Source organism: Streptomyces sp. NPDC016845 (genome assembly GCF_044332585.1).
Classification (GTDB): domain Bacteria; phylum Actinomycetota; class Actinomycetes; order Streptomycetales; family Streptomycetaceae; genus Streptomyces.
Genome location: NZ_JBIRPI010000015.1, coordinates 137210 through 159440, shown reverse-complemented (window position 1 = coordinate 159440; position 22231 = coordinate 137210). Strand labels below are relative to the sequence as shown.

At 75.3% G+C, this 22231-nt stretch carries 3 protein-coding genes; 1 reads left to right on the top strand and 2 read right to left on the bottom strand.

Translation table 11 applies throughout. The features are described from left to right. Positions 1 to 11 precede the first annotated feature (11 nt). Positions 12 to 1049: a ketoacyl-ACP synthase III family protein gene (locus ACH4RC_RS29100; protein ID WP_398206168.1), complete on the top strand. Its 1038-nt coding sequence runs from the start codon at positions 12 to 14 to the stop codon at positions 1047 to 1049. Positions 1050 to 1125: 76 nt separating this feature from the next. Here the strand turns inward: ACH4RC_RS29100 and ACH4RC_RS29095 are convergent, their stop codons facing one another. Together ACH4RC_RS29095 and ACH4RC_RS29090 are read right to left on the bottom strand one after the other, a co-directional pair. Next, on the bottom strand, positions 1126 to 11943 hold the full coding sequence (locus tag ACH4RC_RS29095; protein ID WP_398206166.1) for a type I polyketide synthase: 10818 nt from the start codon (positions 11941 to 11943) through the stop codon (positions 1126 to 1128). A gap of 84 nt (positions 11944 to 12027) precedes the next feature. Next, positions 12028 to 22185, bottom strand: a complete 10158-nt coding sequence (locus ACH4RC_RS29090; RefSeq protein ID WP_398206186.1) for a type I polyketide synthase — start codon at positions 22183 to 22185, stop codon at positions 12028 to 12030. Positions 22186 to 22231: the final 46 nt, after the last annotated feature.

The window sequence follows — 22231 nt, the reverse complement described above, 5'->3', positions numbered from 1 at the left end:
AGGAGGAACTGATGCGTGTCGAGAACGTCCACATCGAGTCGCTCGGCGTGGTGCTGCCCGAGTGGGCGAGCGCCGAGCAGGCGGTCGCGGAAGGGAGACTGGACGCGGAGATCCAGGCCGCGAACGGCCTGACGGGGGCTCACATAGCGGGCGACGTACCGGCGCTGGACATGGCCGTCGAGGCGGCCCGGATCGCCCTGGACCGCTCGAAGACCGACCCCGAGGACCTGGGGGCGCACATCCACGCCGCGGTCCACTACCAGGCCCCGGAGGGCGCCTACCCGCCCGGGTACATACTGCGCGAACTCGGCCTGGGACGGCTGCCCGCGCTCTATCTCCAGCAGGGCTGCGACGGCATGCTCAGCGCTCTCGACGTGGCGATCGGCAAGCTCACCGGAGCGGCCGCGGCCGGTTCGGTGCTTCTGACGACGGGTGAGAACTTCTCCTCCCCCACCATGGACCGCTGGAAGGGCTTCGGGCAGGCGTACATCCTCGGCGACGGCGCGGCGGCCGCCCTCATCAGCGACGAGGGCGGCTTCGCCGAGGTGCGGTCGCTGAACTCCGGTGTACTGCACGAGCTGGAGAAGTGGCACCGCGGCGACGGTCCGCTCCTGCTCCGTGAGGGCGCCGGCTCGATGTCGGACATGGCCGACCGGGCGCAGCGGTTCACCGAACGGGAGATGCCGCTGTCGGAGACGATGGAGAAGCTGACCCTCTTCGACCTGGAGGTCATCCAGCGGTCCCTTGTGGACGCGGGACTGAACGCCACGGACCTGGCCAAGGTCGTGCCGATCAACATGGACGGCCGGATGATCGAGTACTCGATCATGCTGCCGCTCGGCCTGACGATGGACCGGTGCAGCTGGGGCGAGTTCGGTAAGTCGGTGGGGCATGTGGGCGGCGCCGACGTCTTCATCACCCTGGAGCACCTGGTGCGCACCCGCCAGGTCGCACCCGGCGACCACGTCCTGCTGGTGTCGCAGGGTCCTGGCTGGCTGTGCAGCGCGGCCGTCGTCACCGTGACCGCTGTCCCGCACTGGGCCGAGTAGTCGTTCTCCGCTCACGCGTAAGGCCGAGGGCCCGCTCCCTGATCAGGGGGCGGGCCCTCGGCCTTACGGACTGCTGTCAGGCGCCGAGGCCGGTCAGCCAGGTGTCGGTGGCCCCGGCCGTGGAGCGGGCGTGGTCCTCCATCATCGTGAAGTGGTTGCCGGGGACCTCGAGCACGGTGTGCGCCCGCTCCCACGACGTCTGCCAGTCCTCGGGCCGCAGCTCCTCGCCGGGCGCGGCGGGCACCGGGGGCTCGGTGGAGCGGACAAGGAGGACCGGGCAGTCGAGGGGGCCCGGCTCCCACTCGCCGATCATGGCCACGTACCAGCTCATCGCGGTGAGCCGGTCGGAGTCCATGTGCGCGAACATCGACTCGCGGTCGAACATCCCGGCCAGCATCTGCTGGGAGAACCGCAGGAACGGTGAGTCCGCGCGCGGCATGTAGGTGTCGAGCAGGACGACGGCTGCCGGTGCGGCGCCCCGCTCCTGCATCCGCCTGGCCGTCGACAGGGCGAGGACGCCGCCGGAGGACGAGCCGAGCAGGACGGGCGGGGTGTCGCCCACGGTGCGGTGCACCGCGTCCGCGTGCAGGTCGGCGACGGCGTCGAAGGTGGCGGGCAGCGCCTCCCCGGTGCCGAAGCCCTGGGTGGGCAGCGCCCACACGTCGCGCCGCCCGCGGAAGGCGGAGGCGAACCGGGCGTACTGGTGGACGCCGGCGAGGGCCACGTAGGAGCTGAAGCAGACCAGCGGGGCGTCGGTGTCACCGGCCGAGAGGCGGATCGCGCCGGGGGTGGTGGCGAGTTCGTCCGGCGAGGTGAAGGTCGGGCGCAGTTCGGCCGCGGCCTGCAGCAGGGTGAAGCCGTCGTCGACCCGGCCGTCCAGGCATGCCCGCTTGAACAGTCCGCCGATGGTGTCCCCCGGTCGTACGGCGGTGGAGGCAGCTGCCGTACGGTCCTGACCGGTGTCCGCGCTGCCCGGTGCGGCCTGTTCGCCGAGCCTGCCGTGCAGGTGGGCGGCGAGCGCCTCCGGGGTCGCGTGGTCGAACAGGAGGGTGGGGGCGAGCTTCAGGCCGGTGGCGGTGGCGAGGTGGTTGCGCAGCTCGACCACGGTCAGGGAGTCGAAGCCCTGCTCGGTGAAGAGCCGGTCGGGTTCTATCTCGTCCGGGCCCGCGTGCCCCAGGACGGTCGCCGCCAGCTCCCGCACCAGGCCGGTCAGCAGACCGCGGCCCTCTTCGGGGGTGCGTCCGGCGACGAGGTTCCCCGGGGATGCCGCGGAGGCACCGGCCGCGACCCTGCGGACGGCCGTCGGGGCGGCGGGCCGCACCATCGCCCGTACGCCGGACCGGCCGGAGGCGGCGGCGACGGCGATCACCGAGGGGTCGGTGGTGGCCAGCGCGTCGTCCAGGAGGGCGAGGGCGTCCTCGGCGGCCAGGGGTCGCAGGCCGCCGCGGGCAAGGCGGCCGCGGTCGGTGTCGGAGAGGCGACCGGTGATACCGCTGTTGTCGTCCCACAGCCCCCAGGCGATGGAGGCGGCGGGCAGTTGGGCGGAGTGCCGCAGGGCGGCGAGTCCGTCGAGGAAGCCGTTGGCCGCGGCGTAGTTGGCCTGGCCCGGGGCGCCGAAGGTGCCCGCGGCGGAGGAGAACAGCACGAACGCGGCGAGCCGGTGGCCTGCCGTGAGCTCGTGCAGGTGCCAGGCTCCGTCCGCCTTCGGCCGGAGCACGGTGTCGAAGCGTTCGCCGTCGAGGGCGGTGAGGACGGCGTCGTCGGTGACACCGGCCGCGTGGACGACTCCGGTCAGCGGCAGGCCGGCTGGGACGCGGTGCAACAGGCGCCGCACGTCAGCGCGTTCGGCGACGTCGCATGCCGCCAAGTGGACGTGGGCGCCCAGCTCGGTCAGTTCGGCGACGAGGGCGTCCGCTCCGTCGGCCGCGGGTCCGCGCCGCCCCGCCAGGAGCAGGGAGCGTACGCCGTGCCGGGTGACGAGGTGGCGGGCGATGGCGCGGCCGAGCGTGCCGGTGGCGCCGGTGACCAGTACCGTGCCGTCCGCGAGTGCGGGCGCGTCGCCGGTCGCGGCCGGTGCGACGTCGGGGCGCAGGACACGGCCGCCCCGGACGGCCGACTGCGGGTGTCCGCAGGCGACGGCGGCGAGCAGGGCGGGGTCGTCGCCGTCCTCGACGTCACCGGCCAGGTCCACCAGCTGGAAGCGGCCGGGGTGTTCGGCCTGGCCGGAGCGGACCAGGCCCCAGAGAGCGGCGCCCGCCACATCAGGCTGCGTGTTGCCGCCCGCGGTGATCGCGGAACGGGTGACGAACGCGAGACGCGCGTCGGCGAACCGCTCGTCGGCGAGCCAGCCGCACATCAGCTCGTGGGCGCGGGCGAGGTGGCCGCGGACCGTCTCGGGCACGGCCTGGCCATGGGCCTCGGGGGCGGCGAGGACCACGTCGGGCATGGTCATGCCGGTGTCGACGGCCTTGGCGAGGGCCTCCAGGTCGGCGTAGGTCTCCAGGTGGACCCCGGCCGCGTCGAGAGCGGCGGCCACGCGGTCGTCGCCCTCGCCGAGGAGGATCCAGCGCACCGTGCCCGGACGCGGGGCCTCGGGGGCCGGAATGAGCTCCGGCCAGTCCAGGCGCAGCAGTTCGGGCCGGCTGGTGTCCGTGGCGGGGGCGGCGGAGACGGCCCGCAGGGTGATCGAGTCGGCGGTGGCGACGGGCTGTCCTGTGGTGTCGGTGACAAGGACCCGGTAGCCGTGGTCGTGGCCGGCCGGGGTGAGGCGTACCCTCAGCGCGGTCGCGCCGGTGGCGTGCAGGGTGAGACCGGTCCAGGCGAACGGCAGCATCGGCACCGCCTCGTGCTCGTCGTCCCGTACTCCGGGGCGGCGGACAAGGAGCGTCTGCACGGCCGCGTCGAGCAGCGCCGGGTGCAGGGCGTGGTGCGCGGCGTCCTGCCGGTACGGCTCGGGCAGCGCGACCTCGGCGTACACCTCGTCGCCGCGCTCCCACACGGTGCCGAGACCCTGGAAGCTGGGCCCGTAGGCGAACCCGGCGGCGGCGAAGGCCGCGTAGGGATCTTCGGCGGCGGAGATCTCCACGGCGCCCGGCGGGGGCCAGGCCGTCAGGTCGTCGGCCGGGGCGGGCGGCGCCTGCGGGGCGAGGACGCCCTGCGCGTGCCGCTGCCAGTCGCCGTCGTCATCGGCGGGCCGGGACCAGACGGTGAAGGCGCGGCGGCCGGTGTCGTCCGCGCCGTCCACGGTGACCTGGAGTCGTGCGGCGCCCTCGGCCGGCACCACGAGCGGACTGAGCAGGGTGAGTTCGCTCAGGTGTCCGCAGCCGGTGCGGTCGCCGATGTGCACGGCGAGGTCGAGGTAGCCGGTGGCGGGCAGGATGGCCTGGCCGAGGACGGTGTGGTCGGCGAGCCACGGGTGGCTGCGCAGGGAGAGGCGTCCGGTGAACAGCAGGCCGTCGGAGTCCGCCCGGGTGATCTCGGCGCCGAGGAAGGGGTGCTCGGCGGTGCGCAGTCCGGCGGCCTCGGGGTCACCGGCCGGGGCCACGGTCGGCAGCCAGTACCGCTGTCGCTGGAAGGCGTAGGTGGGCAGCGGCACGACGCGGGCGCCGGGCAGCATCGCCGCCCAGTCGGGTGCGACGCCGTGCGTGAACAGCGTGCCGACGGCGGTGAGCAGGCGCTCCGTCTCGGGCTTGTCGCGCAGGACGGCCGCCACGAACAGGGATTCGTCCGTGCTCGACGCCTCCTGCTCGGTGAGCGCGGACTCGGCGAGCGTGGTGAGCGGGCCGTCGGGCCCGACCTCGAGGAAGCGGCGGGCGCCGAGGCCGTGCAGGTGTGTGACGCAGTCGTGGAAGCGGACCGGTTCGCGTACGTGCCGCACCCAGTACTCGGGGTCGGTGAGCAGTCCGGGCGCGGCGCTCTCGCCGGTCCGCCCGGAGACCAGGGTCAGGGTCGGTTCGGAGTACGAGATCCGGGTGGCGACGGCACGGAAGTCGTCGAGCACCGGGTCCATCAGGGGCGAGTGGAAGGCGTGGCTGACCCGCAGCCGAGTGGTGCGCCGTCCGGCCGCCGAGAAGTGGGCGCAGATCTCGTCCACGGCCGACTCGGTGCCGGAGACCACCGTCGCCCGGGGCCCGTTGAGGGCGGCGATGCCGACTTCGTGCTCGCGGCCGGCGATGAGCGGCGCCACCTCGTCCGCGGCGGCCCGTACGGAGGCCATCGCCCCGCCGGACGGCAGGGCCTGCATGAGGCGGCCGCGGGCGGCGACCAGGGCGCAGGCGTCATCCAGGTCGAACACCCCTGCGACGTGGGCGGCCGCGATCTCGCCGATGGAGTGCCCGGCTACGAGGTCGGGTCGCACCCCCCAGGATTCGAGCAGGCGGTGGAGAGCGACCTCGAAGGCGAAGAGGGCGGGCTGGGCGTACTCGGTGCGGTTGAGGAGATCTGCGTCATCACCGGACACCGCCTCGGTAAGCCCGGGGACGCGCTCGCACACGGCGTCGAAGGTCTCCGCGAACACCGGGTATGCGGCGCGCAGTTGGCGGCCCATGCCGAGGCGCTGGGCCCCTTGCCCGGTGAACAGGAACGCCGTGCGGCCGCCGGAGCGGGCCGTGCCGGACGGCTGGGATCCGTCTGCCAGCGCGCGGAGTTGGGTCGTGAGCCCGTCGTGGTCGGCGCCGACGAGGACGGCCCGGTGGGTGAAGGGTGTCCGGGTGGTCGCCAGCGCCAACGCGGTGTCGGCGGGCCGGACATCGGGGTGCGCGGCGACGTGGTCGAGCAGCCGGGCGGCCTGGTCGCGCAGAGCGTCCTGGCTGCGGGCGGACAGGACCCAGGGCACCGGGCCCGCCCATGCGGCCGGCTCCTCCCCCTGCGCTTCCTCGGGCGGGGCTTCCAGGACGATATGGGCGTTCGTTCCGCTGATACCGAAGGACGACACTCCCGCGCGACGCGGGCGCTCCCCCGTCTCAGGCCACTCCCGCGCCTCGGTCAGGAGCGCTACCGCGCCCTGCTCCCAGTCCACGTGCGAGGACGGTGCGTCCACGTGCAGCGTCGCCGGCAGCACACCGTGCCGCATCGCCAGGACCATCTTCATGACACCCGCCACACCGGCACCCGCCTGGGTGTGGCCGACGTTCGACTTCACCGATCCCAGCCACAACGGCCGGTCCTCCGCACGGCCTTGGCCGTACGTGGCGAGCAGCGCCTGCGCCTCGATCGGGTCGCCCAGCCTGGTGCCCGTGCCGTGCGCCTCCACCGCGTCCACATCCTGCGAGGACAGCCCGGCGGAAGCCAGCGCGGCGCGGATGACTCGCTGCTGCGAGGGGCCGTTCGGCGCGCTCAGCCCATTGGACGCACCGTCCTGGTTGACCGCCGAACCCGCCACCACGGCGAGGACCGGATGCCCATGACGCCGGGCGTCGGACAGCCGCTCCACGAGCAGCAGGCCACCGCCCTCCGAGAAGCCCGTACCGTCGGCCCCGTCCGCGAACGCCTTGCAGCGGCCGTCCGCCGCGAGACCCTGCTGACGGCTGAAATCCACGAAGAGACCGGGGGTCGACATCACCGTCACGCCGCCGGCCAGCGCGAGGTCGCACTCCCCGTTGCGCAGGGCCTGTGCCGCCAGGTGCAGGGCGACCAGGGACGACGAGCAGGCGGTGTCGACGGTGACCGCCGGGCCTTCGAGGCCGAACGTGTAGGACATGCGGCCCGACAGGACGCTGGCCGAGTTGCCGGTGCCGAGGTGGGCGCCGACCTCGTCGCCGGGTGCGATCGGACGGGCTGTGTAGTCCTGGTAGTTCGTGCCCGCGAAGACGCCGGTACGGCTGCCGCGCAGACTGCGCGGGTCGATGCCCGCCCGCTCGAACGACTCCCACGCCATCTCCAGGAGCAGCCGCTGCTGCGGGTCCGTCGCGAGTGCCTCGCGGGGCGAGATGTTGAAGACTCCGGGGTCGAAGTCGGCGAAGCCGTCGAGGAAACCGCCGACGCGGGTGGAGGAGCGGCCCGCCTTGCCGGGCTCCGGGTCGTACAGGGCCGCCACGTCCCAGTCGCGGTCCTCCGGGAAGGGGCCAAGGGCGTCGGTGCCGTCGCTGAGGAGCTGCCAGAACCGCTCGGGGGTGTCGGCGTCGCCGGGGAAGCGGCAGGCCATGCCGACGATGACGACGGGGTCTTCGGCGGATTCCCGGCGGGCCGGGGCGGTGGCGCCGGCAGACACCGCACGGCCGGCCGGGGCCAGCCGCTCGCTGAGGTGCTCGGCGAGCGCGGCCGGGGTCGGGTAGTCGTAGACGAGGGTGGCGGGCAGGCGCATGCCGGTCGCCTCGCCGAGGGTGTTGCGCAGTTCGACGGCGGTGAGGGAGTCGAAGCCCAACTCGCGGAAGGCGCGGGCGGGTTCGACGTCGTCGGGGCTCGGGTGGTTGAGGACGTAGGCGATGTGTCCGCGCACCAGGTCGAGCAGGGCCTGACGCCGGTCCGCCTCACCGAGGGCCGCGATGGCCGCGAGTACGTCGTCGCCGTCGTCGGCGGAACCGCTCGGGGCGGTGGACGGGCGCTGGGCGCGGAGCCGTTCGAGGTCGGGGAGCCCGGTGTAGAGGCGGCGCGGGCGGCCCTTGTCGAGTTCGGCGCCGAAGACCTCCCAGTCGATGTCGGTGACGACGAGCGTGGTGTCGTCCTGTTCGAGGGCGTCCTGGAGGGCGGTGCAGGCGACGGCCGGGTCCATGAGGCGGACGCCGTGGCGCTGGAGGCGTTCGCCGACGGTGCCGGAGGCCATGCCGCCGTCGGCCCAGCCGCTCCAGGCGACCGCCGTGGCGGGCAGGCCGCGGGCGCGGCGGTCCTGGGCGAGGGCGTCGAGGTAGGCGTTGCCGGGGGCGTAGTTGCCGTGGCCCGGGCTGCCGAAGACGCCGGACGACGACGAGAACAGGACGAAGGCGGTCAGGTCGAGGCCCGCGGTGGCGGCGTCCAGGTTGAGGGCGCCGCCGACCTTGACCCGTAGGACTTCGGCGAGGCGCTCGGGGGTGAGGGAGCCGATGACGCCGTCGTCGAGGACGGCGGCGGTGTGGAAGACGGCGGTGAGGGGCCGCTCCTCCGGGATGGAGGCAAGGAGCGCGGCGAGGTCGGCCGGGTCGGCGATGTCGCAGGCGACGAGGTCGGCGCGGGCGCCGGTGGCCGTCAGCTCGGCGAGCAGCTCTGCGGCGCCCTCCGCCTCGGGGCCTGAGCGACTGACGAGCAGGAGGTGGGCTGCGCCGGTACGGGCGAGCCAGCGGGCGACGTGGCGGCCGAGGGCGCCGGTGCCGCCGGTGACGAGGACCGTGCCCTGCGGGTTCCAGGCGCGGCGGCCGGGCAGTCCGCCGATGGCGGCGCGCTCCAGGCGGCGGCCGAGGACGCCGGTGGCGCGGACGGCGACCTGGTCCTCGTGGTCGGTTCCGGCGAGTACGGCGACGATCCGGTCAGCGGCGCGCCGGTCGCACTGTTCGGGCAGGTCGATGAGGCCGCCCCAGCTGTCGGCCTGTTCGAGGGCGACGACGCGTCCGAAGCCCCATACGAGCGCCTGGGCGGGGTGGGTGGGTGCGGTGTCGGGGCCGGTGGCGACGGCGCCGCTGGTCAGGAACCAGACCGGGAGGCGGGCGCCCCGGTCGTCCATCGCCTGCACGAGAGCGACCGTGGCGGCGAACCCGCCGGGCAGTAGCGGGTGTTCGGGGTGCGGTGTGTCGTCCAGAGCGAGGAGGGAGAGGAGGCCGCGGGCCTCGGCGACCGGGTCGGCCAGGGCGTCGGCGAGGACTGCACGGTCGGCGCGAGCGTCGACGACGACGGGCAGGCACTCGGCGCCCGCGCGGGTCAGCGCGTCCCGTACGGCGGTGGCCTCGGGCCCGTCTTCGTGGCCGCGCGGCACGACGAGCACCCAACGGCCGCTGAGCGAGGGCGAGTCGGTGACCTGGAGCGGTGACCATGCGATGCGGTAGCGCCAGCGGTCGGCGGTGGCGCGGTCGGTGCTGCGCCGCCGGTAGCCGGCCAGGGCCGGGGCGAGGGTGGCGACGGTCGCCTCGTCGAGGTCGAGCGCGGTGGCGAGGGTGGTGAGGTCGCCGGAGTCGACGGCCTCCCAGAAGGGCGCGTCGGCGGTGCCCGCGGCGGGCTCGGTGGTGGCGTCGTCGGCACTGAACCCGGGCCAGTAGCGGCGGCGTTGGAAGGCGTAGACGGGCAGGTCCACGCGGTGGGCGGGCTCGTCGTGGACGGCGGTCCAGTCGACCGGGCCGCCGCGGACGGCGAGCGCGGCGACGGAGGCGAGGAAGCGGTCGGGTCCGCCCTCGGAGCGGCGCAGCGAGCCGAGGACCGCGCCGTCGGTGATGCCGAGGTCCTCCAGGATGTCGCCGACGGCGGTGGTGACGACGGGGTGCGGGCCCGCCTCGACGAAGACGCGGTGGCCCGCGTCGGCGAGGGTGCGCACGGTGGTCTCGAAGCGGACGGTGCGGCGGATGTTCTCGTACCAGTAGGCGCCGTCGAGGGTGGTGGTGTCCTCGACGCGGGCGCCGGTGACGGTGGAGTGGAAGGGGATCTCGGCGGGGCGCGGGCGCACCGGCGCGAACCCGGCGAGCAGGGCGTCCTTGACCTCTTCGACCTGGCCGCAGTGCGAGGCGTAGTCGACGGGGACGCGGCGGGCGCGGATGCCGTCGTCGGTGAGGCGGGTGAAGAGTTCGGCGAGCGGTCCGGCGTCGCCGGAGACGGTGACGGAACGCGGCCCTGTGACCGAGCCGACGGAGATCCGGCCCTCGTACGGGGCGAGGAGTTGCTCGACCTCGGCGAGGGGCAGCGGGACGGCGACCATGCCGCCGCGGCCAGTGATCGCGGTCAGTTCACGCGAGCGGGTGACGACGACGCGGGCGGCGTCCTCCAGGGTGAGGACGCCCGCGATGTGCGCGGCGGCGATCTCGCCCTGGCTCTGCCCGGCCACGGCGGCCGGGCGCACCCCGCACGCCATCCACAGGCGTGCGAGGGCGACGCAGACGACGAACAGGGTGGGCTGGACGACGTCGAGGCGGTCGAGGGGCGGGGCGCCGGGGGCGCCGCGCAGGACGTCGAGGACGCGATAGTCGGTGAACGCCTCGACGGCCGCGGCGGCTTCGTCGAATGCGGTACGGAACCGGGCGTCGGCCGCGTGCAGTTCGACCGCCATGCCCTCCCACTGCGGGCCCTGGCCGGGGAAGAGGAAGACCGGGTCGCCCTCGGTGTCGGCGACGCCGCGGACCACGGCCGGGTCGGGGATCCCGTCGGCGAGGGCGGTCAGGCCGCGCAGCAGTACGTCGAGGTCGGGGGCGACGACGGCGGCGCGGTGTTCGAGTGCCGGGCGGGTGGCCGCGAGGGACCAGGCGAGGTCGGCGGGGTGCCGTGCGGTGTCCGGGGCGGCGCGCAGGTGGGCGGCGAGGCGCCCGGCCTGGTCGCGCAGGGCGGCGGCGGTGCGTCCTGAGACGGTGAAGGCGCGGGGGCGGGGGGTGTCGTCGGCGGGTGCGGCTACGACGTCGTTCTCGGCCGGCGGGGCCTGTTCGAGGATGACGTGGGCGTTGGTGCCGCTGACGCCGAAGGAGGAGACGCCCGCGCGGCGGGGCCGGTCGCCGGTGTCGGGCCAGGCGCGGTTCTCGGTGAGGAGTTCGACGCGTCCGGCGGTCCAGTCGACGTGGTCGCTGGGCCGGTCGACGTGGAGGGTGGCGGGCAGCCGTCCGGCGCGCAGCGCGAGCACCGTCTTGATGATGCCCGCGACGCCTGCGGCGGCCTGGGTGTGGCCGATGTTCGACTTGACGGAGCCGAGGAGCAGCGGCCGGTCGGCGGGCCGGTCCTGGCCGTAGGTGGCGAGCAGGGCCTGGGCCTCGATGGGGTCGCCGAGGGTGGTGCCGGTGCCGTGCGCCTCGACGGCGTCGACGTCGGCGGGCACGAGACGCGCCGCCTTCAGCGCCTGCCAGATGACGCGTTCCTGGGAGGGCCCGTTGGGCGCGGTCAGGCCATTGGAGGCGCCGTCCTGGTTGACGGCGGAGCCGCGCACCACGGCGAGGACGGGGTGGCCGTTGCGGCGGGCGTCGGAGAGCCGTTCGACGACGAGGACGCCCGCGCCCTCGCCCCAGGCGGTGCCGTCGGCGGCGTCCGCGAAGGCGCGGCAGCGGCCGTCCGCCGACAGGCCGCGCTGCCGGCTGAACTCCAGGAAGATCGTGGGCGTCGACATGACGGTGACGCCGCCGGCCAGGGCGAGGTCGCACTCCCCCGCGCGCAGCGCCTGCGCCGCCAGGTGCAGGGTGACCAGGGAGGACGAGCAGGCGGTGTCGACGGAGACCGCCGGGCCCTCCAGTCCGAGGGTGTACGAGATCCGGCCGGACAGGACACTGGGCGAGTTGCCGACACCGTCGTCACCCGCGTTGTCGGAGTGGCTCAGCAGCGTCGTGTAGTCCTGGAGGTTGGTGCCGGAGAACACGCCGGTGCGGCTGCCGCGCAGGGCGAGCGGGTCGATGCCCGCCCGCTCCAGGGCCTCCCAGCAGATCTCCAGGAGGATGCGCTGCTGCGGGTCGGTGCCGACGGCCTCGCGGGGCGAGATGCCGAAGAACCCGGCGTCGAAGTCGCCGACGCGGTCGATGAATCCGCCGGTACGGGTGTAGCTGCGGCCGGGGGTTCCGGGCGTCGGGTCGTAGAGCGCGTCGATGTCCCAGCCGCGGTCGCGCGGCCACTCGGTCATGGCGTCGGTGCCCTGGTCGAGCAGGTGCCACAGGTCGTCGGGGCCGCCGACGCCGCCGGGGAAGCGGCAGCCCATCGCGACGATCGCTATGGGTTCGCTCTGCTGCGCCTCGGCCGCGGCCAGGCGCCGGCGCGTCTGGTGCAGGTCGGCCGTGACCTTCTTCAGGTAGCCGAGGAGCTTGTCCTCATCGGTCATGCGTTCTCACCCGTTCTAGGTCCCGTGGCCGTCTCGTCAGCCGTCTGGTCAGCCGTCTCATGAGCCGTCTCGTGAGCCGTCTCGTCAGGAGATGCCGAGGTCGTTCTCGATGAAGTCGAAGATCTCGTCCGCGCCGGCGGCCTCGAGCCGGTCGCTCACGTCGCCGCCGTCCGCGGACGCGGGCACGGTGGTGACGGCGACCGTGCCGCCGAACCGTCCGAGCAGCGCCTGGAGGCGGGCGCCGATGCGGTCGCGCCGGACGTCGTCCTCGGGCAGCCCGTCGAGGGCGGCCTCCAGGGAGTCGAGTCCGGCGAGGACCGCGGCCGCGCCGTCGGTGTCCTCGGTAAGCCGGCCGCGCAGGTATCCGGCGAGCGCCTGCGCGCTCGGCTGGTCGAAGAGGAGCGTGGCGGGCAGGGCGAGGCCGGTGGCGGCGCCGATGCGGTTGCGCAACTCGACGGCCATGAGGGAGTCGAACCCGAGCGCGTTGAACGCCGTCGTGGCGCCGACCCGGTCGGTGCCGGTGTGGCCGAGTACGGCGGCGGCCTCGGCCCGTACGAGGGCGGTCAGGGTGCGCTCGCGTTCGGCGGCGGACTGTCCGGCGAGCCGGTCGCGCAGGGCCTCGGGGGCGCCCGCGGCGGTCTCCGGGCGCTGGGCGAGCACGTCGCGGACCTCGGGGAGGTCGGCGAGGAGCGGGCTGGTCCTGGAGGTGGTGAAGCCGGGGGCGAAGCGGGCCCAGTCGATGTCGGCGAGGGCGAGGACCGCGTCGGGGCGGGCGACGGCCCGGCCGAGGGCGTCGGCCGCCCTGCCCGGGTCGAGCGGGTTGACGCCGCCGCGGCGCATCCGGGCCTCGGTGTCGGCGTCGGCGGTGGCCATGCCGCCGCCTCCCCAGGGGCCCCAGGCCAGTGAGGTGGCCGGCCGTCCGGCGGCCCTGCGCGCCTCGGCGAGGGCGTCCAAGTAGGCGTTGGCGGCCGCGTAGTTGGCCTGCCCGATGGTGCCGAGGGTGCCGGAGACCGACGAGTACAGGACGAACGCGGTGAGGTCGCGGTCGCGGGTCAGCTCGTCGAGGTTGCGGGCGGCGGCCAGCTTGGGCCGCAGGACGCGGTCCAGTGCGCCTGGGTCCATGGTGTCCAGGAGCCGGTCGTCGAGGACGCCCGCGGTGTGCACGACGGCGTCCACGGGGTGCTCGGCGAGCAGGGCGGCGAGCGCGTCGCGGTCGGCGGTGTCGCAGGCGGCCAGGACGAGTTCCGTGCCGGTGTCGGCGAGGGCGTCCTTCAGGCGGGCCGCGCCGTCGGAGCCCGCGCCCGAGCGGCTCGCGGCGACGATACGGGCGGCACCCTGCGCGGCGAGCCAGGTCGCGGTGCGCAGGCCGAGCGCGCCGGTCGCGCCGGTGAGCAGGACGGTGCCGGTCCAGTCCGGGGCGGTCACCGCCGTCGGCCCGGCCGGGGCGTGTTCGAGGCGGCGCAGGAAGGTCCCGGCGCCGCGGACGGCGATCTGGTCCTCACCGGAGGTGTCGGCGAGGGCTGCCACCAGGCGCCGGGCCACGTCGGTGGCGACGGCGGTCTCGGTGCCCGCGGGCAGGTCCACCAAGCCGCCCCACAGCTGGGGGTGTTCCAGGGCCGCGGTGCGTCCCAGACCCCAGACGGCGGCCTGTTCGGGTACGGCGGGTGCCTCGGTGCCGAGCACACCGGTCGCCCCGGCGGTGAGCGCCCACAGGCGGACCGGGTCGGCCCCGGCGGCGCCGTCGGCGAGGGCCTGGAGGAGAGCGGTGGTCGCGGCGAGACCGGCCGGAACGGCTTCGTGCGCGGGCAGCGGCTCGGTGTCGGCGGCCAGCAGGGAGAGGACACCCGTCCAGGCGGGGGCGGCGTCTTGGCGCGAACCGGTGACGGCGGTGGTCAGCCCGTCACGGCCGGCAGCGGCGCTGTCGCCCTCCTGGCGCAGGGCGCCGAGAGCCCTCGTCAGCCCCTCACGATCGGCGGTGGCGCAGTCCACGGGCAGGATGCGGACGTCCGCCCCGTGCGCGGTGAGCGCGCCGGCGACGGAGCGCGCCCACGGGCTGCCGGCGAGCCTGCTGGGGACGGCGACGAGCCACGTGCCGGTGAGCGTGGCGGCACCGCCCTCCGCGGCGGGGCGCCACACCACACGGTGCTCCCAGCGCCGGCTCTCCTCCTGCTTGCGGTCCTCGTCGCGCCATGCGGCGAGCGCGGGCAGGACGGTGCTGAGCGGGGCGTCGGCCGCGACGGAGAGCCGCTCGGCGAGCGCGGCGGGGTCGGCGGCCCGGACGAGGTCCCAGAACGCGGAGTCCTCGCCGGAGGCGGCCGGGGCCGCGGACGACTCCAGCCAGAAGCGCTCCCGCTGGAAGGCGTAGGTCGGCAGCGGTACGGTCCGCGCCCCGGTGTCGAGGGGCGGAGCGGGGACGCCTGCGCGGCCGGTGACGTGCAGGGCCGCGGCCGCGAGCAGGGCGGTGCGCTCCTCGGGCAGGCCGCGGCGCAGCAGGGACACGGCGGTGACCGCGGCGGGGTCGGTGACGCCGTCCCGCACGAGGGTGGTCAGGGTGGTGTCGGGGCCGAGCTCCAGGAAGTGCGTGACGCCCGCGGCCTCCAGCGCGCCCACCCCGTCGGCGAAGCGGACGGCCTGGCGCACGTGGCGCACCCAGTAATCGGGGGTGACCAGGTCTTCGCCGGTGGCGAGAGCGCCGGTGAGGTTGGAGACCACCGGGACGGCCGGGGCGTCGTAGCGGACGCGGGAGGCGACGGCGCGGAAGTCGTCGAGCATGGCGTCCATGAGCGGCGAGTGGAAGGCGTGCGAGACGCGCAGGCGCCGCGTCTTGCGGCCCCGCCCGGCGAACTCGGCGGCGAGCGCGTCCACGTCCTCCGCCTGGCCGGACACCACCACGGACACGGGGCCGTTGACGGCGGCGATCGCCACACGCCCGGCGCGGCCGTCGAGGAGCGGCAGGACCTCGTCCTCGGTGGCCTCCAGCGCGGCCATGGCACCGCCCTCGGGCAGGTTCTGCATGAGCCGGCCGCGGGCGGCGACCAGGGCGCAGGCGTCGGCGAGGCCGAACACCCCGGCGGCGTGCGCGGCGGTCAGCTCGCCGATCGAGTGGCCGCCGAGCACGTCGGCCCGTACGCCCCAGGACACGGCCAGGGCGTGCGCGGCGGTGCCGAACGCGAACAGGGCGGCCTGGGTGTAGGCGGTGCGGTCGAGGAGCGCGGCCTCGGCGCTGTCGTCTTCGGCGAAGACCACGTCGCGCAGCGGCGGTCCGTCGAGGTGGCGGTCGAGTTCGGCGCAGACGGCGTCGAAGGTCTCGGCGAAGGCGGGCTGCGTGGCGTGGAGTTCGCGGCCCATGCCGGGGTGCTGGGCGCCCTGGCCGCTGAAGAGGACGGCGAGCAGGCCGCCGTCGGCGGTGCCGGTGGTAACGTGCGGGGCCGTCTCCCCGGCGGCGAGGGCGGCGAGGCCGGTGAGTAGCTCGTCCCGGTCGGCGGCGACGACCGCGGCCCGGTGGGCCTGCGGGTTGCGGGCGGCGGCGAGGCTGTGCGCGAGGTCGCGGGCGTCGTGGGCGTCGTCGTCCTGCTGGAGCAGGTGGGTGCGCAGGCGCGCGGCCTGGGCGCGCAGCGCGTCCGGGGTGTGTCCGGAGACGGGGTGCACGCGCGGTACGGCGGCGGGTGCGGGCCGCTCGGCAGCCGGCGGGGCGGCGGGCGGTTCCTCCAGGACGACGTGGGCGTTGCTGCCGCTGATACCGAAGGAGGAGACACCGGCGCGGCGCGGCCGGCCGTCCCGGGCGGGCCAGGGGCGGGGGTCGGTGAGCAGGTCGACGGTGCCGCTGGACCAGTCGATGTGCGGCGAGGGTGCGTCGACGTGCAGGGTGCGCGGCAGTTCGCCGTGGTGCATCGCCATGACCATCTTGATGACGCCCGCGGCGCCCGCGGCGGCCTGGGTGTGCCCGAAGTTGGACTTGGCGGAGCCGAGCGACAAAGGCTGCTCAGGGCTGTGTTCGCGGCCGTAGGTGGCGAACAGGGCCTGCGCCTCGATGGGGTCGCCGAGGGTGGTGCCGGTGCCGTGCGCCTCGACGGCGTCGACGTCGGCCGCGGAAAGACCGGCCGAGGCGAGGGCCTGCCGGATGACGCGTTCCTGGGAGGGTCCGTTGGGCGCGGTCAGGCCGTTGGAGGCGCCGTCCTGGTTGGTGGCGGAGCCGCGGACGACGGCGAGGACGGGGTGGCCGTTGCGCCGGGCGTCGGAGAGCCGTTCGAGGAGCAGCATGCCGACGCCCTCGGAGAAGCTGGTGCCGTCGGCGGCTTCGGCGAACGCCTTGCACCGGCCGTCGGCGGCGAGACCGTTCTGGGCGGTGAACTCGGTGTAGGTGCCGGGTGTGGCCATGACGGTGACGCCGCCCGCAAGGGCCATCGAGCACTCGCCCTGGCGCAGCGCGTGGGCCGCGAGGTGCAGGGCTACGAGGGCGGAGGAGCAGGCCGTGTCGACGGTCATGGTCGGCCCTTCCAGGCCGAACGTGTAGGCGACCCGGCCGGAGATGACGCTGCCGGAGACGCCGAGCCCGATGTAGCCCTCCATGCCCTCGGGGATGTCGGCGAGCCCGGAGGCGTAGCCGGAGCCCATGGCGCCGACGTAGACGCCGGTGCTGCTGCCGCGCAGGGACAGCGGGTCGATCCCCGCGCGTTCGAACGTCTCCCACGAGGTCTCCAGGAGGAGGCGCTGCTGGGGGTCCATGGCGAGGGCCTCGCGGGGCGCGATGCCGAAGAGGGAGGCGTCGAAGTGGGTGGCGCCGTACAGGAATCCGGCCTCGAGGCCGGGCAGGCGGTCCAGGTCCCAGCCGCGGTCGGTGGGGAAGGCGCCGATGGCGTCGCCGCCCTCGGAGACGAACCGCCACAGGTCCTCGGGCGAGGAGACGCCGCCGGGGTACTGGCAGGCCATGCCGACGATCACGACCGGGTCGTCCTGGTCGGAAGCGACCGTGGCGGCGGCGAGCTGCTCGGTCGTACCCGCGAGTTGACCGACCAGGTACCGGGCGAGCGCGCTGGGCCTTGGGTGGTCGAAGACGAGGGTGGCGGGCAGCCGCAGACCGGTCTCGGCGTTCAGCCGGTTACGGAGGTCGACGGAGGTGAGGGAGTCGAAGCCGAGGTCCTTGAAGGACTGTTCGCCGTCGACGGCGCCGGCCGAGCCGTGGCCGAGGGCGACAGCGGCGTGCTTGCGCACGATGTCGAGGAGGAGCCGTTCCTGGTCAGGCGCGGACAGTCCGGCGAGGCGGCGGCCAAGCGCGGTGGAGTCGGTGTCGGCGGCGCGGGCCGCGCGGCGGGCGGGCGCCGGGACGAGTCCTTGCAGCAGGGCGGGCAGGCGCCCGGCGAAGGCCGCGGCGCGCAGAGCGCCGGGTTCGGTGCGCAGGGGTGCGAGCAAGGGCTCGTCGCCGCTCAGGGCCTCGTCGAGCAGGAGCAGCGCCCGGCCGGGGTCGAGGGCGGGCAGCCCGGAGGCGGCGATGCGGCGCCGGTCGTCGTCGCCGAGTCCGCCGGTCATGCCGCTGTCGTGGTCCCACAGGGTCCAGGCCAGGGAGGTGGCGGGGAGGCCGGCGGCGCGGCGGTGGTGGGCGAGGGCGTCCAGGACGGTGTTGGCGGCGGCGTAGTTGGCCTGTCCGGCGCCGCCGAGGAGGCCCGAGGCGGAGGAGAACAGCACGAACGCGGTGAGGTGGGCGCCGCCGGTCGCGGTGTGCAGGGCCAGCGCGGCGTCCGCCTTGGCCCGCAGGACGGCGGTGAGCCGCTCGGGGGTGAGCGAGCCGAGGGTGCCGTCGTCGAGCACCCCGGCCGTGTGGACGACGCCACGCAGCGGCCGGTCGGCGGGGAGCGCGGCCAGGACGGCGGCGAGGGCTTCGGGGTCGGCGGCGTCGCAGGCCTCGACGCGTACGACGGCGCCGTGCGCGATGAGTTCGGCCGTCAGCTCGTCGGCGCCGGGGGCGTCGGCGCCGCGCCGGGAGAGCAGCAGCAGTGAGCGCACGCCGTGCGTGGTGACCAGGTGGCGGGCGACGAGTGCGCCGAGCGCTCCGGTGCCGCCGGTGATCAGGACCGTACCGTCCGGGTCCCAGGCGGGGGCCCGGTCCGCGGCGGGGGTACGGGTGAGCGCGGGGGTCAGCAACTGCCCCTGACGCAGAACCAGTTGAGCTGCTCCTGTGGCTACGGCGGCGGCGAGCGCGGCCCGCGAGGCGTCGGTGTCGTCGACGTCGGCGAGGACGAGGCGGCCGGGGTTCTCGGTCTGTGCGGCACGGACCAGGCCCCAGACCGCGGCGGCGGGCAGGTCCGTGACGTCCTCACCGTCGGCGGAGACGGCTCCGCGGGTGACGACGACGAGAGGGGCGTCCTCGGTGCGCGGGTCGGCAAGGAGGGTCTGGAGGTCGGTCAGGGTGCGGCCCGCCACGTCGGCGGGCGTCTCCCCGGGGCGCGAGGCGTACGGCACGACGGCGACGGTGCAGGACGTGTCGCCGCCGCCGAGTACCGGCCACGCGGGGACCAGGCCGTCGGCCGGGTCCTGGCCGGCCACACGCCAGCCGTCGGTGTCCGGCGCGGAGTCGAGTTCGGCGCCGCTCCAGCGCACCGCGTAGAGGGCACTGTCGGCGGGGCGGGCAGCGCGCAGGGCTCCGTCCACGACGGGTCGGCTCACGAGAGACTCCACGCCGGCGACGGGGTCTCCCGCGCCGTCGGCGAGCGTCAGGCGTACGGCGCCGGAGGGGCCGCGGTCGAGGCGGACACGCAGCTCGGTGGCGCCGACGGCGTGCAGGCTCACGCCGCTGAACGCGAACGGCAGCCCCGGACCGCTGCCCTCGCTGCTGCCGTCGCCGGTGAGCTGGGCGTGCAGGGCGGCGTCGAGGAGGGCGGGGTGCAGTCCGTAGCGGGCCGCGTCGCGGTGCTGGTCCTCGGGGAGGGCGATCTCGGCGTACCAGGTGTCGCCGGACCGCCAGGCGGCGCGCAGGCCCTGGAAGACGGGGCCGTACTGGTAACCCTGCGCGGCGAGGGCCTCGTAGAAGCCGTCGAGGGAGATCGGCTGTCCGTCCGCGGGCGGCCAAGCGGCGAGGCCGGTGGCCGGCTCGGCGGGGGCCGGGGCGAGCAGGGCGGCGGCGTGCCGGGTCCAGGGGCTGTCGTCGTCGGCGTCGGGCCGCGCGTACACGGTGACCGGGCGACGGCCGGAGGCGTCGGGCGCGCCGAGCGCGATCTGGAGCTGGACGCCGGTGTCGTCCGTGAGGACGAGCGGTGCCTCCAGGGTCAGGTCGTCGAGGAAGCAGCAGCCGACCTCTTCACCGGCGCGCAGGACGAGCTCGACGAACGCGGTGCCCGGCAGCAGGACGGCGCCGGAGACGGTGTGGTCCGCGAGCCACGGCTGGGCGCGCGTGGAGAGGCGGCCGGTGAGCAGGACCCGGTCGTCGTCGGCGACCCGGACGACGGCGCCGAGCAGCGGGTGCCCGGTGCCGGTCAGACCCGCGCCGGTGACGTCGGCGGTGGTGAGGGCGGGGCGCAGCCAGTATCGGTCGCGGGTGAAGGCGTAGGTGGGCAGGGCGATGCGCGGGTCGGCGGGGTCGTTGCCGAGCAGGGCGTCGAGGTCGACGGGGACGCCGTGGGCGTGGGCGGTGGCGACACCGGCAAGGAGGGTGACCGCCTCGGGACGGTCCTTGCGCAGCAGCGGCACGCACACCCGGTCGGTGGTGTCGTCGGGCAGGCAGGTGCGCGCGAGCGCGGTGAGGGTGGCGTCGGGGCCGAGTTCGAGGTAGCGGGTGACGCCGTGGGCGGCGAGCCAGTCGACGCCGTCCGCGAAGCGGACCGCGTGGCGCAGGTGGCGCACCCAGTAGTCGGCGGAGGCGAGTTCGTCGGCGGTGGCGGGGCGCCCGGTGAGGTTGGAGACGACGGTCAGCCGCGGCTTGTGCGCGATGACGCTCTCGGCGACCGCGCGGAAGTCGTCGAGGACGGTGTCCATGCGCGCCGAATGGAAGGCGTGCGAGACACGCAGTCGGCGGGTGGTCCGGCCGCGGGCGCCGAGTTCGGCGGCGACGGCCTCGACGACGGCGGTGTCGCCGGAGATCACCGTGGCGCGCGGGCCGTTGACGGCGGCGACGGACACGGCGTCGCCGTGCTGGGTGAGCAGTGCGGTGACCTCGTCCTCGGCCGCCTCGACGGCGACCATGGCGCCGCCCTCGGGCAGCGCCTGCATGAGCCGGCCACGGGCGGCGACCAGACGGCAGGCGTCGGGCAGGGACCACACGCCGGCGACGTGCGCGGCGGACAGTTCGCCCAGGGAGTGGCCGAGGACGTACTTGGGGGCGACGCCCCAGGACTCCAGGAGCCGGAAGAGGGCGACCTCGAAAGCGAACAGGGCCGGCTGGGCGAGGCCCGTCTCGCGCAGCGCCTCGTCGTCCGGGGCGGCGTCCAGGACGGCGTCCCGGAGGGGGAGGCCGAGTTCGGGGTCGAGGTGGGCGCATATTTCGTCGAAGGCGCGGGCGAAGGCGGGGAACGCGGCGTGCAGTTCGCGGCCCATGCCGGGGCGCTGGGCGCCCTGTCCGGAGAAGAGGAACGCGGTGGCGCCGCGCAGGGTGCGGCCGGTGACGACGGCCGGGTGCTCCTCCCCCGCCGCGAGGGCGGCGAGGGCGTCGCGGGCGGCCTCGGTGGACTCGGCGAGGACGACGGCGCGGTGTTCGAAGGCCTGCCGGGTGGTGGCGAGGGCGCGCGCGGTGACGTGCGGGTCGTCACCGGGGTGCGCGTCCACGTGGCCGAGGAGGCGGGCTGCCTGACCGCGCAGGGCGTCGGCGCCGCGCGCGGACAGCAGCCAGGGCGCGAGCGGGAGCCGTACGGCGGTGGCCTCCTCGGCGCCGTGGGACTCCTCGTTCGCGTCCGGTGCCGCCTCCAGGATCGTGTGCGCGTTGGTGCCGCTGATACCGAAGGACGAGACGGCGGCGCGGCGCGGACGGCCCTCGGTGACGGGCCACTCGGCGGGCTCGGTGAGCAGCCGGACGTGCCCGGCGTCCCAGTCGACGTGGGTGGACGGCGTGTCGACGTGGAGGGTGCGCGGCAGCCGGCCGTGCTGGAGCGCCATGACCGTCTTGATGACACCGGCGACACCGGCTGCGGCCTGCGTGTGGCCGAGGTTGGACTTGAGGGAGCCCAGGAACAGGGGCTGCTCGGCGTCCTTGGCGCGGCCATAGGTGGCGAGGAGGGCCTGGGCCTCGATCGGGTCGCCGAGGGTGGTGCCGGTGCCGTGCGCCTCGACGGCGTCGACGTCGGCGGCGGTGATCCCGGCGTTGGCGAGGGCCTGCTCGATGACGCGCTGCTGGGCGGGCCCGTTGGGCGCGGTCAGGCCGTTGGAGGCGCCGTCGGAGTTGACGGCGGAGCCGCGGACCACGGCGAGGACGGGGTGCCCGTTGCGGCGGGCGTCGGAGAGCCGCTCGACCAGGAGCAGGCCGACGCCCTCGGACCAGCCGGTGCCGTCGGCGGAGTCGGCGAACGCCTTGCAGCGGCCGTCGGGCGCGAGGCCGCGCTGCCGGCTGAACTCGAAGAGGAGGCCGGGCGTGGCCATCACGGCGACACCGCCCGCCATCGCGAGGTCGCACTCCCCCGCCCGCAGCGCCTGCACCGCCCAGTGCAGGGCGACCAGCGAGGACGAACAGGCCGTGTCGACGGTGACCGTGGGGCCCTCCAGGCCGAGCACGTAGGAGATGCGGCCGGAGGCGACGGAGGTCGCGTTCCCGGCCAGCATCAGGCCGTGCACGTCCTCGGGCACCTCGACCGGGCCCTGCCCGTAGCCGGAGGTGGCGGCGCCGACGAAGACGCCGGTGGCGCTGCCCCGCAGCGACTGCGGGCGGATCCCGGCGCGTTCCAGGACCTCCCAGGACGCTTCGAGCAGGATCCGCTGCTGCGGGTCGGTGGCGAGCGCCTCGCGGGGGCTCATGCCGAAGAACGCGGCGTCGAAGGAGGCGGCGTCGCCGAGGAAGCCGCCCTCGCGGGTGGAGAAGGTGCCCGGCCGGTCGGGGTCGGGGTCGTAGCGGTCGGCGATGTCCCAGCCGCGGTCCTCGGGCAGCGGTCCGATGGCGTCGCCGCCCTCGTCGACCAGGCGCCACAGGTCCTCGGGCGTACGCACACCGCCGGGGAACCGGCAGCTCATCGCGACGATGGCGATGGGCTCGCTGTTCCGGTCCTCGGCCTCGCGCAGCTTGCGGCGGGTCTGCCGCAGTTCGCCCGTGACCCGCTTGAGGTATTCCACGTACTTGTCGTCGTCAGCCACGTGTGTCACTTCCTTGTACAACCGG

Bases quoted from the DNA above. Each gene is read 5' to 3' on its own strand.
- ACH4RC_RS29100 (WP_398206168.1), top strand. From the start codon at position 12: ATGCGTGTCGAGAACGTCCACATCGAGTCGCTCGGCGTGGTGCTGCCC.
- ACH4RC_RS29095 (WP_398206166.1), bottom strand. From the start codon at position 11,943: ATGACCGATGAGGACAAGCTCCTCGGCTACCTGAAGAAGGTCACGGCC.